Below are 11,874 nucleotides of genomic sequence, written 5' to 3' on the forward strand. Positions count from 1 at the left end.
CGCGGCGGGCGCGCTGGCGGCCGGGCTCCCGGTGGAGCAGGCGGCGTTCGCGGTGCTCGTGGTCGTGGCGACGGCCTTCCTCGTGGCCGCCGCGCCCGACACGTTACGTCCCGCCGGCGGCGCGGTGTCGCTGGGGGTCGAGGTGCCCGGGTGGTGCCTGGCCTGGGCGGCAATCGTCATGACCGTCAGGGACGCCGGACTGCTGTGCCTGGCGCTGGCCTGCTCCGGCGTGCTCGCCCTGGCCGTCGCGCTGCGGCGGGATCGGCGGTGGGCCGCGTGGCTCGGGCTGGGCCTGCTGCAGGTCGCCCTCTGGATCCGGCTGGCGGTGTGGGACGTCACGGCGCCCGAGGCGTACACCGTGCCGCTGTCGGTGGCCGGGCTGGTCGTGGCGTGGCTGGCCAGGCGGCGCGATCCGGGCGTGTCCTCGTGGCTGGGCTACGGCACGGCGCTGGCGCTGACGTTCCTGCCCAGCGCGTACGCCGCCTGGAACGACCCCGGCCTGGTCAGGCCGCTGCTGCTGGGGGTGGCCGCGTTCGCCGCCACCCTGGCCGGCGCGCGGGCGCGGCTGCAGGCGCCGTTGCTCCTCGGCGGGGCGGTGCTGGTGGTGACGGCGGCGCACGAGTTCGCGCCGGCCCTGGCCGAGCTGGTGGGCGAGGGGCCGCGCTGGCTGCCGATCGCGCTGGCGGGCGCGTTCCTGCTGTTCACGGGCGCGACGTACGAACACAGGCTGCGTGACCTGCGCAAGATCCGCCGGCTGATCGTCAGGATGCGTTAGATGAGGAGGATGATCCCTCCGGCCAGTCCCAGCGCGATGGAGCAGGCGGCGGCGAGCAGCGCGACCGGCCCCGCCCGGCCCTCCCCCGCCCCTTCCTGGGCGAACACGGGCCGGATCCAGCGCAGGTAGTAGAAGACGCTGGCCACCGTGTTCGCGGCGGCCACCACCGCGAGCCAGCCGTAGCCGCCGTCCCACGCCGCCGCGAACATCAGCAGTTTGCCGGCGAACACGGCCGTCGGCGGCGTCCCGATCAGCCCCAGCAGGCACACGACCAGCGCCGCCGCCGTCCACGGCGCACGTCTGGCCAGGCCCGCGTAGTCGGCCAGCGCGTCCTTGCCGACGCCGGCCACGACGGCGAACGCGCCCAGGTTCGTGATCGCGTACGCGGCCAGGTAGTACAGCAGCGCCGGCTCGGCCAGCTCGCTCCGCCCGGCCACCACCACGGGCACCAGCAGGTAGCCGGCCTGGCTGATGGTCGAGTACGCGAGCAGGCGGCGCACGTTCGCCTGGTGGAACGCGGCCAGGTTGCCCAGCGTCATCGTGACCACCGCGACGACGGCGAGCAGGGCGGGCTCGTTGAGCACCTCCACCGCCAGCCGGTACAGCGCCGCGAACGCCCCGATCTTCGGCACCGTCGTCACGAACGCCGCCACCGGCCGCGACGCCCCCTCGGCCACGTCGGGCACCCAGAAGTGCGCGGGCGCCGCACCCGCCTTGAACAGCAGCCCGGCCAGCAGCAGGACGGCGGCCACGGCCGGTACGCGGGCCTGCGGGTAGGCGGTGGCGCCCGCGAGGCCGTACGCGAGGGTGACGCCCGCCAGCATGAGCACGCCGAGGAACGCGCCCATCAGGTAGTACTTGAGCGCCGCCTCGGTGCCGGGCGCGTCCTTGGCGAACCCGGCCAGCGTGTAAGCGGGGATGCTCGCCAGGAGGTACGCCGCCACGAGCACGAGCAGGTCGTCGGCCCCCGCGAGGACGATCGTGCCGAGTGCGGCCAGGGCGAGCAGCGTGTACAGCTCGCTCTCCCGCTTGGTCCCTGCGGCCCAGGCCGCCGCCAGGGGGATGACGAGGAGGGTGGCGAGGGCGACGGTGAGGCGGGTGACGTTCGTGACGAGGTCGATGGCGTACGCCTCGAATGCCATCTTGTCCTGATTTGTCATGACCGCAGCGGTGGCGACGGCCGATCCGGCCAGCGCCACGGCGTTGATCCAGGCCACCACGCGCTGGCGGTCGCGCGGGACGAAGAGCCCGGTGACCAGCCCGGCCACCGCACCCGCCAGGATCAGCAGCTCGGGCAGGAGGTCGAGGGGGTTCATCGCCGTCATCGGCCGACCAGGGTGACGACGGCCTGGGCGGCGGGCTCGATCAGGTCGAGCAGCCAGCGGGGCGCGATCCCGATGACGAGCGACAGGACCAGCAGGGGAGCGATCGCGGCCAGCTCATGCGGCCGAGCATCGGTGACCAGCCCGGTCAGGCCGTGGGGGCGAAGGCCGGCGACCCGGTCGCCAGGCGCACGCGGACCGTGGTCGACCGGCTCGCGCCGACCCGGGCCGGCCGGATCGGGACCGGCCGGCTCAGGCGGACCGGGGCCGGCCGGGCGGCCCAGGAAGGCGTGTTGCAGGACCCGCAGGAGGAGGGCGGCCGTGATCAGGATGCCCACGACGGACAGCGCGCCGGCGACCACCGCGCCCGCGCCGATGACCCCGGTGAAGATCTGGAACTCCGCGATGAACCCCGACAACCCGGGCAACCCCAGCGACGCGAACACCGCCACCGCCATCAACCCCGTCAAAACCGGAGCCCTGCCCGCTATGCCGCCATATTTCCCGATCTCGTAGCTCCCCGCCCGGTCCCACAGCACGCCGGTGATCAGGAACAGCGCACCGGTGACCAGCCCATGGCTGACCATCTGCGTGACCGCCCCGCTGACCGCCAGCTCCTTGGCCTGCGCGTGCCCGCCCGCCAGCCCGGCTGCGCCGAGCGCCAGCACGATGTAGCCCATGTGGTTGACGGAGGTGTAGGCGACGAGGCGTTTCAGGTTCGTCTGGGCCAGGGCGACGAGGGCGCCGTACAGGACGCTGACGACGCCGACCACGATGATCGGCCACGCGTACGCCTGCCAGGGACCGGGGAGCAGGGGCATGGCGATGCGCGCGAAGCCGTACGTGCCCATCTTGAGCAGCACCCCGGCCAGGATCGCCGAGCCCGCGGCGGGCGCGTCGGTGTGCGCGGGCGGCAGCCACGTGTGCACGGGCACCACCGGCGTCTTGACCGCGAGCCCGATTCCGACCGCGAGCAGCACCAGCGCACCGGCCGGCGGCGGGCTCGCGGCGAGGTCCGCCAGGTCGAACGTGTGCGGCTCCGCGGCCAGGTAAAGGCCGATGAACCCGAGCAGCAGCGCCAGCGACCCCAGGAACGTGTAGAGGAAGAACTTCAGCCCCGACCGCGCCCGGTCCCCGTGCCCCCAGCCGACGATCACGAAGTACATGCCGACGATCGACAGGTCGAAGAACACGAAGAACAGCAGCAGGTCCAGCGCCGCGAACAGCCCGAGGCAGACGGTCTGCAGGAACAGGAACAGCGCCGCGTACGCCCGCGGCCGGCGGGTCTCACGGAGCGAGTAGACGGCGCAGAGGAGGAAGAGCAGCGCGGTCATGGCGATCAGCGGCAGCGACAGGCCGTCCACGCCGACGTGGTAGCCCGCGCCGACGGACGGCATCCACCGCAGCCTGGTCTCGTACGCGATCCCGCCCCGGTATCCGGCCCACATGACGACGACCAGGACGAGATCGGCGGCGGTCGCGGCGATCCAGATCCAGGTGGCCACCCGCGCCGGAGCCCGGCCGATACCGGGCAGGGCCAGCGACGCGGCCGCCGCCAGAGGCAGGAAGATCACTATGGAGAGCACGCTCACCTCAAGATCGCGAATGCGACGGCCAGCACGATGAGGGCCACGGCGGCCTGGGCGAAGTAGGTGTGCACCTGCCCGGTCTGCGGCCGTCTGGCCAGCGCGCCGAGCCGCCCGGCCGCCGCGGCGACGGCTCGTACGACCCCGTCCACGCCCGCCTCGAACGGACTCCTGGCGACGCGGGCTGCGGCCAGCCCCAGGCGGGGCACGGCATTGACCGCAGCGTCCAGGACGCGGTCGTCGAACCACGCGACCGCCCCGGCCAACGCCATGACGGGCCGCCACACAAGAAGGAGCGCCCCCCGCTCCAACCACAACCACTCCCCGAAGATCCCACCGGCTCGCGCCCTTGAAGAACCGCCCAGCTCACCGGCCCGTACCCCAGAAGCACCGCCCACCCCACGAGGTAGCCCCCTTTCCAGCCGCCCGGCCGCCGGCGCGGGGGCGCGAAGCCGTACCGCCATCACGACCAGCACCACCACGGCGGCGAGCGCCCCGGACAGGACCAGCTCACCGAGCGCCGGACCGGCAGCCTGGGGATCGCCCACCAGACGAGCCCACCACCCGAACACCGCAGGCACCCCCACCACCCCGAGCCCGGCCGCCCCCAAGGCGAGCACCGGCATCGGCGCCTTCTCCCACACGGAGACCGCTCTCCCCGCGACCTCGCCGACCGGCCGCCGCCGCCACACCGCAGCCAGCGCCTTGGCCGAGTAGGCCGCGGCCAGCAGCCCGGCGGCGAGCAGGGCGACATACAGCGGCGCCGGCACCGCCGCCAGGATCGCGTCCTTCGTCACCCACAGCGCCAGCGGCGGCACCCCGGCCAGCGCCAGCGCGCCCACCCCGAACGAGACCCCGACCAGCGGGAACCTCCGCCCGGCCGCGCCCAGCTCACCCAGGTCCTTGGTCCCGAGGGCCGACAGCCAGGCCCCCGCCCCGAGAAAGAGCAGGCACTTCACCGCCGCGTGCGCGACGAGCTGAGCGACCCCGCCGGCCACCGCCGCGACCCCCGCCGCCGCCACCATGAACCCGATCTGCGCGCACGTGGAGGCCGCGAGCAGCTGCTTGAGATCCCGCTGGGTGACCGCCACGCCGCCGAGCAGCACCGCCGTCAGCGCGCCCGCCCACGCCACGACCACCGCCGCCCACCCGGTCGCGGCGAGCAGCGGCTGCGTCCGCAGCAGCAGGTACGCCCCCGCCGCGACCATGGTGGCCGAATGCAGCAACGCCGACACCGGGCTCGGCCCGTCCATCGCCCGCGACAGCCAGAACGAGAACGGCAGCTGCGCCGACTTCCCCAGCGCGGCGAGCACGATCCCGGCCGCGATCAGGTCCCGTCCGTCCGCCCCTGCCAGCAGGTCCAGCGACAAAGCCCCCGGTACGCCGCCCGCGCCGGCGAGCGCCGCTCCGGCGGCCACGTACAGGCCCAGGTCCCCGGCGCGGGTGGTGAGGAAGGCGATGGTGCCGGACCACACGCGTCCGGGGTCGTGCCACCAGTAGCCGATCAGCGCGTACGACATGGCGCCCATGACCTCCCACCCCATCAGCAGCAGGACGAGGTCGGCCGCCGTCACCGTCGTCAGCATCGCGCCGACGAAGATCAGCATGAGCCCGTAGAACCTGGCCTCCCGGAGCTCACCGGCCGCGAACACCAGCACGGCCAGCGCCACCGCCGCCACGGTGACCACCATGACCGCGGACAGCCCGTCCACGGCCAGCCCTTCGCGGAAGAACAGCCGGGTCGTCACGGCGGGCCTGGTCACGGCCGCGTACCAGGCCAAACCCAGCGTCAGTATGGCCACAGTGATGGCCACCGCCCTGCCGGCCCGCCGCACGATGAGCAGCAGGCCGCCCGCGCAGGCGGGGAGGCCGGGCAGGAGCCACAGGAGAGCGTTCACCCCTTGAGGTCTCCCGCGTCGTCGGCCATGTCCACGTCGCGGGCGCGGAAGATGGCGGTGGTGACCGCGAACCCCATCGCCATCTCCAGCGCCATCACGGTGACGGCGACCAGCACGAGGACCTGGCCGTCGGCGGTCTGAGGGGCGACGTGGTACCAGAAGGCGCCCCCGGCCACGATCAGCCCGTTGATCATCAGCTCCAGGCCCATCATGAGCATGACGATCGACTGCTGGGAGAGAGCGCCGTACAGGCCGGCGGAGAACAGCGCGGCGGCCAGCAGCAGAAAGGCCTGCAGAGTCATCGGTCGTATCTCCCCCGCTGCGTGGCGAGCACCACCGTGGAGATCATGGTCGCCAGGATGGCGACCCCGATGACCATCATCACCAGCATCTTCGGCCCCATGATGGACAGGCCGAGCGCGTGCGCCGGATCGACGGGCGGCCGCCCTTTCCGCTCTGGCCAGGAGCCCAGCAGGATCCCTGCGCAGAGCAGGACGAAGACCGCGCCCGCGATGATCGCCGCGCCGCGCTTGTTGTGCACCATCTTCATGGGCATGAGGCCGGCCGGGTTCATCATGTACATGATCATGAACACGGCCATGACGAGCATCTCCATGACCATCATCAAGATGATCAGCATGCCCAGGTAGTGCAGATCGATGAGCAGCAACGTCCCGCCCGCGGCCAGCAGCGAGGTCAGCAGCCCGAACGTGGCCCGCGCCATCGAGTCGACCATGAACACGCTGATCCCGCCCGCCACGGCGATCACGGCGAGCGCCCAGAAGGCGATGGTCATGAGACCACCACGATTCCGGCGACGAGCAGTTGCACCAGCATGAGCGGGATCAGCACCACCCACGCGAACTCCACGAACCGCTCGATCCGCACAACGGGCACCCGATGCTTGACCAGCACCAGCACCCCCAGCACGGCCACGGTCTTGACCACCACCCACCCCCAGCCGGGCAGCCAGGGCCCGGCGCCGCCGCCCAGGAACATCGGCACCGCGGCGGCGGCCGCCACGACGAGCACCGCGTACCGGCCGATCAGGAACAGCAACCGGTCCGCCCCCGCCAGCTCCCCCGGCACGCCGCCGGCGACGTCCCGGCCGAGCGGTTGCCCCATCGGACCCCAGAACGCCATCGCCAGCGCCGAGATCAGGTAGACGACGAAGGCGACCGGCATCCACACCACGAACCACAGCCCCTGCTGCGCCGCCACCACGTCGCCGATCCGCAACGACCCGGCTCCCAGCGCGACGGTGATCAGCGCGAACATGTGCGGCAGCTCGTACCCCATCCCCTGGGCGACGAACCGATACCCGCCGATCAGCGGGTAGACGGAGTTGACGCCCCACCCGATGAGCCACAACGCCGCCCAGACGCAGACCTCCATGGCGTTGAACCAGACAATCCCCACGCTCATGTCGATCACGGGCGTGCTGCCGAGCGGCAACGCGACGGCGGCGAGCAGGGCGGCGAGCAACAGGGTCACGATGCCGGCACGGACGAGCAGGGTGTCGGGCACCACCGTGCGCCGCCTGCGCTGAACGACGAGCCGCGCCGCCTCCCGGAGCGGCGCCCCCACAGCCGCCCGAGCCGGGACCCCGCCCAGCAGCCCGTCAACGGCCGCCACCCCCCACACGAGCACGGCCATCGCCAGAACCAGCACCACCGCCTCACCCACCCGGCACCACCGCCGCGTCCAGCACCTCGTCAAGCTCCGGGCCGAGACTCACCACGACCAACCGCCCCCACTCAATCCCGACCAACAGCCCCGGCACCAACGCCTCACTCACCTGGCACCACCGTCCCGTCCAGCACCTCGTCAACGTCCGGATCGAGACTCGCCACGATCAACCGCCCCACGCCCAGCTCAACCCCGACCAGCAGCCCCGGCAGCATCGCCACCGCAACCGCCGACCCCCGCCACCCAGCCCCCTCCGACCCAGCCCCTGCCACCGATTCAGCCCCAGCCGTCCCCGGCCCAGCCCCTGCCACCGGTTCAACCCCAGCCACCCCCGGCCCAGCCGCCCCCGCCCCGGCCCCCGCCCCGGCCCTCGCCCTGGCCCCGAACCCGGACCTCGCTTCCGCGCCCTCTTCGGCTTGCGCGCCCGCTCCCGCTTCCGGTCCGGGGCTCATGTCCCCTGACCTGGCCCCCGGCTCCGAATCGCCCAGCTCGTCGATCGCGACAGCAGCCCGCTCGATCCATCGATAGCACCGTTCGAGCGCATCCCCGCGCATCCAGCCCGGCACGCCGGGGCCAGGCTCGATCACGCCCGCCCCACGCAGCGTCCACCGCAAGACCTTGGACCTGCGTACCCGCCGTGCGAACCTCGCATAATCCCGAGCCACCTCGCCCTCGGAGCCCCCGAGGCCCGCGAACCCCCCGGAGCCCTGGGATCCCGCGGAGCCCTGGGAGCTCTGGGAAGCCTGGGAGCCCCCGCAGGCCCCGAAGCCCTCGGTGACCCCGGCGACCTCGGCGGCACCGTCGGCACCGGCGACCTCGGCGGCACCGGCGAGCAGCCGGTCGCGCAGCCCCCGGGCCTCCCTGGCCGCCGCAGCCCACCCGGCCACGCCGAGCAACCTCCCGAGACTGTCCAGATGCGCCGCCGCCCTCCGCCGCTCCACCTCACCCCGGCGCACTCCGCCGTCGCGCCGCCAAGGCCCACCCCAGAAGGTCACCCCGAGCTCACCGGCGGGGGCGACACGCACCGCAGCCTCCTGGATCACATCCCCCTGCAGCACCATCTCCACGATCAGCCCCGCAGGCCAGTCAGCGAGTACGGGTCCGAGCGGGACATGCAGCCGATCGAGCCTCAGCCCATCCCGATCCGCCCCCCGCTCCGCCATGGCCACCCCACCAGGCATCCCCATGTGCCCCTCATGCCCGCCACGCGAGCCCTCATCGCCACGGCCCGCACGACTTTCACCGCCTGCACGACCGCCATGGACGCCCTGCTCCCCCTGATGCCAGCCGGCCGTCTCCTCCCCTCGCCCCCGTAGGTCATCAGCACCGGACCAGGCCCCCGGATCCCTCAGCACCTCGACCGCCCCGTCCAAGGCAGCCCCCACCCCACCAGCCGAGACATCCGACGGCAGCTCAACCAGCGCCCGAGGCTCCGGCATCTCCCCCCAGACCACGTGAACGGCCTCCCGAAGCCCTTCCCCCGGCGTACCGCACACCACCAGCACCCCAGCCTCAGCAGGCGACAGTGCAACCGCCCATCCCCGCCGATCAATTTCCGCCTCGACGAGCAGCCGGGCCCGCGTGCCGTACGGGCACCCGACGACGAGCACCCGAGGCCGGTGGGCCGCCTGCCGGAGCAGCCACCCGCTCAAACCCACCGGAACGCCCCCTCCCGCCAGGCATAGAGCACCCCCACCAGCAACAACCCCAGGAAGACGAACATCTCCACCACCGCCACGACCCCCACCTCGGCCACGACGAGCGCCCACGGATACATGAAGACCATCTCCATGTCGAAGGCGAGAAAGATCAGCGTCACCGCGTACCACCGCACGTGGAACCGGGACAGCGCGTGCTCCTGGGGCCGTGCCCCCGACAGGAACGGCCCCACCTCGACCACCCCGCGAAGCCCCAGGAAGGCCGAAACCGCGTAGATTCCGGCCACGCCGACGGCGAGCAGGCCGACGAGCCCCAGCACAGCACCCACACCACTCACCGCCAAACCCAGCTACTGACGCCAGTAGTGCCCAGGCTCCACCGCAACAATCGCCACCTCGACAGATCGACCGAAATCAGCGATTCCCCGCAGATCCGGTCAGCTGACAGGTGCGGTAAAGCCGGGGTGGCCTGCGACGAGGGCCGCTCGGGACGAACAGCGTCGCAGGCACACCCCGGTGCTCACCCCCCGATCACCTACCCGAAATGACGATCGTCTCCGTCACAGGGCCCGATGCAGTGCCCGTCACAGTGCCCGCCGCAGTGCCCGTCACAGAGTCCTCCGCAGAGTCCCTCACAGGGCCTGTCGCAGAGTGCGCCGTCGAATCCGCCACAGAATCCGGCGCGGAGTCCGCCACAGAATCCGGTGGTGGCTCTGGCTCGTCCTCCCGGCGACGCGACGGCCGGACCAGGCGCGAGACCCGTGCCAGGACCGGCAACCCCGGAAGGGCCTGCGGCTCCCGAAGGGCCCGCAGCTCCGGAAGGATCCGCTGCCGCGCCAGGACCGGCAGCCGCAGCGCCGCCACCGCGAGCAGCGCACCACCGAAGGCGGCGAGCAACAGCGCGTACGCCGGGATCCCGCCGACGCCCTGCCCATCCCCGCCAACCACATTCCCAGCCTTCCCGGCACCTTCAAGCGCAGCCCCGACCCCAGCATCGACCCCGGTCCCAGTCTCGGTCCCGGCATCGACACCGGTCCCGGCCTCGGAGCCGGACTGCGCTTGCCCGAGCCCCTGCGCCACCGCACCCGGCGGCGAAGCCGTGGCGGCCGCCGCACCGGGTGGGAAGCCCGGCGGGCGTACGGCGCCCCAGTAGGTCTGCTCGCTCGCCTTGATCTCCGCGACCAGCTCAGGACGCAGCGGGTCGACCTTGAGCGCGCCGGGAACGGTCAGCGTCCCCACGACGTGCGGCTGGAACATGCCCTGCATGCCCTCCACCTTCCACACGCCCTCGGGAACGACCATCGACGTGACGTAATGCCCCGCCTCGGGCAGGGCCGTGCCGTTGAACAGCAGGCTCTTCCCGCCCTCCCCCGTCAGCCGCAGCCCGACGGGCCCCAGCTGCCCCCCGAACGGATGGGTGCCGTGCTGCAGCACCCAGAACCCCAGCGCGTACGACGTCCCGCCCGCGAACCGGGACGGCGGCGGATCCAGGTAGGTCACCGCCCACGCACCCTTCGCAGCGGCGGCCGGGACACCCCCGAGGACCAGCGCCACCACGGCCACGAGCGCGGTCATGAACGCCGCGCCCAGCCCGGCTCGAATCGTCTTCATGGGACCACCTCCGATGTTGATACACCGGGTGCGCGCGCCAGGTTCCACCAGACGACGCGACCGATCCACGGGACGGCCATCGGGAAACGGGAATGTTCGCCGGCATGCCGATAATGTGCCAGGAGGGTGCGACATTTTCCGGTGCGGCGCGCACAATGGAGTCATGGCGACAATTCGGCGAGGAGCGAGGAGGCTTGCGCCGTGTCCGCCGCCGGACGCGAATATCTGACTGCGATGCTCGACGTGCTCGTTTACGAGAACGTATTGGTTGCGTGGCGACGAATGCCTCTGGGCGAATACATGATCGTCTCGCACGAGGGCGAGGAGATCAGCCTGTCCACGCAGCAGGCCGAGATGTGGGCGCGGGGCGCGTTCGCCGTCTATCTCGCGCTAGTCGACCAGCGCCGCATCAGGCCGCGCATCCCCGGCGACACCACCCAGAATTAGGCCCGGCACGGCCCACCCAGGCCACACATCACACTAAGCCCGACATTTCTCGATATGTCGCGCCTTTACCAGCGCGCTAAACGCCCAGTTACGCGGCCGGGTTTCGAGCGCGTCCCAAAATGTGCGGCAATGCCGGTGACGACGGAAGGGCTTTGAAGGAGAAGCGTTCCATCTCCTCGACCACCAGCCCGCTCGCCGCGATGGCCCGCCCGGTGTCCCGGTTGAGCCGGCACCCGCCCCCGAACCGCCGCCACAACGGCGTGACGACATGCTGCACCAGCGCGACTCCCCGATGGGCCGACCGCACGTGCTCGAAGAACCGCAGCTCCCCGCCCGCCCTGAGCACCCTGCGCACCTCGGCCAGCGCCACGGCCTGGTGGGGCACGGAGCACAGCACCAGGGACACCACGGCCGCGTCGAACCCGTCGTCCTCCACGGGCAGCTCCTCGCCATGACCGGCGAGCACGCGTACGGGCAGCGCCGCCCTGCCAGCCACCCTGCCAGCCACCCTGCCCGCCTCCCGCTCCGCCAGCGCCCGCAGCCGGTCCTCCGGCTCGATCGCGACGACCTCGCGCACCGCGGGAGGGTAATGGGCGAAGTTCAGGCCGTTGCCCGCGCCGATCTCCACCACCCGGCCGGACAGCCCGGCCAGCAGCCTCCGCCGGTGCTCGGACGCCCCGAAGCGATCGGACTCCACGCTGACCCGCTCGTACATCCGCGCGAAACGTGGATTCTGGAACTGCGACAAATCCGGCATGACCCCAGACTAGGTCGCCAGGGCCCGGCTCGGGCGAACCGCTGGACAACCCACGAGCCGGGCATCGGCCGCCCCTCCGGCCTCGGCCTCCGCCCCGGCTCCGCCTGGGTTGTCAGGTCGTTCAGAAAGCC

12 protein-coding genes are annotated in these 11,874 nt (G+C 72.3%); 2 read left to right on the top strand and 10 right to left on the bottom strand.

Translation table 11 applies throughout. The features are described from left to right. Positions 1 to 775, top strand: a 775-nt coding sequence (locus ABEA43_RS50745; protein ID WP_425570566.1) for an SCO7613 C-terminal domain-containing membrane protein, incomplete at its 5' end; no start/stop codon positions are given. Here the strand turns inward: ABEA43_RS50745 and ABEA43_RS50750 are convergent. The 9 genes from ABEA43_RS50750 to ABEA43_RS50790 all read right to left on the bottom strand — a co-directional run bounded on the left by ABEA43_RS50750 (position 772) and on the right by ABEA43_RS50790 (position 10,539). Further along, on the bottom strand, positions 772 to 2,091 hold the full coding sequence (locus ABEA43_RS50750; RefSeq protein WP_345573326.1) for an NADH-quinone oxidoreductase subunit N: 1,320 nt from the start codon (positions 2,089 to 2,091) through the stop codon (positions 772 to 774). The two genes, ABEA43_RS50745 and ABEA43_RS50750, sit on opposite strands and share 4 nt — an antisense overlap. Before the next feature lie 5 nt (positions 2,092 to 2,096). Beyond that, complete coding sequence (locus ABEA43_RS50755; RefSeq protein ID WP_345573328.1) at positions 2,097 to 3,683, bottom strand: complex I subunit 4 family protein; 1,587 nt, start codon at positions 3,681 to 3,683, stop codon at positions 2,097 to 2,099. Between the two features lie 2 nt (positions 3,684 to 3,685). After that, on the bottom strand, positions 3,686 to 5,581 hold the full coding sequence (locus tag ABEA43_RS50760; protein WP_345573330.1) for a proton-conducting transporter transmembrane domain-containing protein: 1,896 nt from the start codon (positions 5,579 to 5,581) through the stop codon (positions 3,686 to 3,688). Continuing rightward, a complete protein-coding gene (nuoK, locus tag ABEA43_RS50765) occupies positions 5,578 to 5,883 on the bottom strand; it encodes an NADH-quinone oxidoreductase subunit NuoK (protein ID WP_345573332.1) in 306 nt (101 codons plus the stop codon). The genes ABEA43_RS50760 and nuoK overlap by 4 nt, the downstream gene beginning before the upstream one ends. Further along, entirely contained in the window at positions 5,880 to 6,377 is a 498-nt protein-coding gene (locus tag ABEA43_RS50770) for an NADH-quinone oxidoreductase subunit J (RefSeq protein WP_345573334.1), read from the bottom strand. The genes nuoK and ABEA43_RS50770 overlap by 4 nt, the downstream gene beginning before the upstream one ends. Further along, complete coding sequence (locus ABEA43_RS50775) at positions 6,374 to 7,255, bottom strand: NADH-quinone oxidoreductase subunit H (protein ID WP_345573336.1); 882 nt, start codon at positions 7,253 to 7,255, stop codon at positions 6,374 to 6,376. Before ABEA43_RS50775 ends, ABEA43_RS50770 begins: the two co-directional genes overlap by 4 nt. 116 nt (positions 7,256 to 7,371) lie before the next feature. Further along, the gene (locus ABEA43_RS50780; RefSeq protein WP_345573338.1) at positions 7,372 to 8,295 is read right to left on the bottom strand and encodes a hypothetical protein; all 924 of its coding nucleotides are present in this window, start codon (positions 8,293 to 8,295) and stop codon (positions 7,372 to 7,374) included. A 623-nt stretch (positions 8,296 to 8,918) separates the two neighbouring features. Then, the gene (locus tag ABEA43_RS50785) at positions 8,919 to 9,257 is read right to left on the bottom strand and encodes an NADH-quinone oxidoreductase subunit A (RefSeq protein WP_345573339.1); all 339 of its coding nucleotides are present in this window, start codon (positions 9,255 to 9,257) and stop codon (positions 8,919 to 8,921) included. A 202-nt stretch (positions 9,258 to 9,459) separates the two neighbouring features. Then, complete coding sequence (locus ABEA43_RS50790; RefSeq protein ID WP_345573341.1) at positions 9,460 to 10,539, bottom strand: hypothetical protein; 1,080 nt, start codon at positions 10,537 to 10,539, stop codon at positions 9,460 to 9,462. A 201-nt stretch (positions 10,540 to 10,740) separates the two neighbouring features. On the opposite strand from ABEA43_RS50790, the gene ABEA43_RS50795 reads away from it, so the two are divergent. After that, positions 10,741 to 10,986 (top strand): hypothetical protein, encoded by a 246-nt coding sequence (locus tag ABEA43_RS50795; protein WP_345573342.1) that lies wholly within the window; start codon positions 10,741 to 10,743, stop codon positions 10,984 to 10,986. Positions 10,987 to 11,074: 88 nt separating this feature from the next. On the opposite strand, the gene ABEA43_RS50800 is transcribed toward ABEA43_RS50795, so the two are convergent. After that, positions 11,075 to 11,743 carry a class I SAM-dependent methyltransferase gene (locus ABEA43_RS50800; protein ID WP_345573344.1) on the bottom strand — a complete coding sequence of 223 codons (669 nt, stop codon included), beginning with the start codon at positions 11,741 to 11,743 and terminating at the stop codon, positions 11,075 to 11,077. Positions 11,744 to 11,874: the final 131 nt, after the last annotated feature.

This window comes from Nonomuraea rosea, from assembly GCF_039539705.1.
GTDB lineage: Bacteria > Actinomycetota > Actinomycetes > Streptosporangiales > Streptosporangiaceae > Nonomuraea > Nonomuraea rosea.

Excerpts from the sequence above, each read along its gene's own strand:
- ABEA43_RS50750 (WP_345573326.1), bottom strand. The coding sequence starts at position 2,091 with ATGAACCCCCTCGACCTCCTGCCCGAGCTGCTGATCCTGGCGGGTGCG.
- nuoK (WP_345573332.1), bottom strand. The coding sequence starts at position 5,883 with ATGACTCTGCAGGCCTTTCTGCTGCTGGCCGCCGCGCTGTTCTCCGCC.
- ABEA43_RS50770 (WP_345573334.1), bottom strand. The coding sequence starts at position 6,377 with ATGACCATCGCCTTCTGGGCGCTCGCCGTGATCGCCGTGGCGGGCGGG.
- ABEA43_RS50790 (WP_345573341.1), bottom strand. The coding sequence starts at position 10,539 with ATGAAGACGATTCGAGCCGGGCTGGGCGCGGCGTTCATGACCGCGCTC.
- ABEA43_RS50800 (WP_345573344.1), bottom strand. The coding sequence starts at position 11,743 with ATGCCGGATTTGTCGCAGTTCCAGAATCCACGTTTCGCGCGGATGTAC.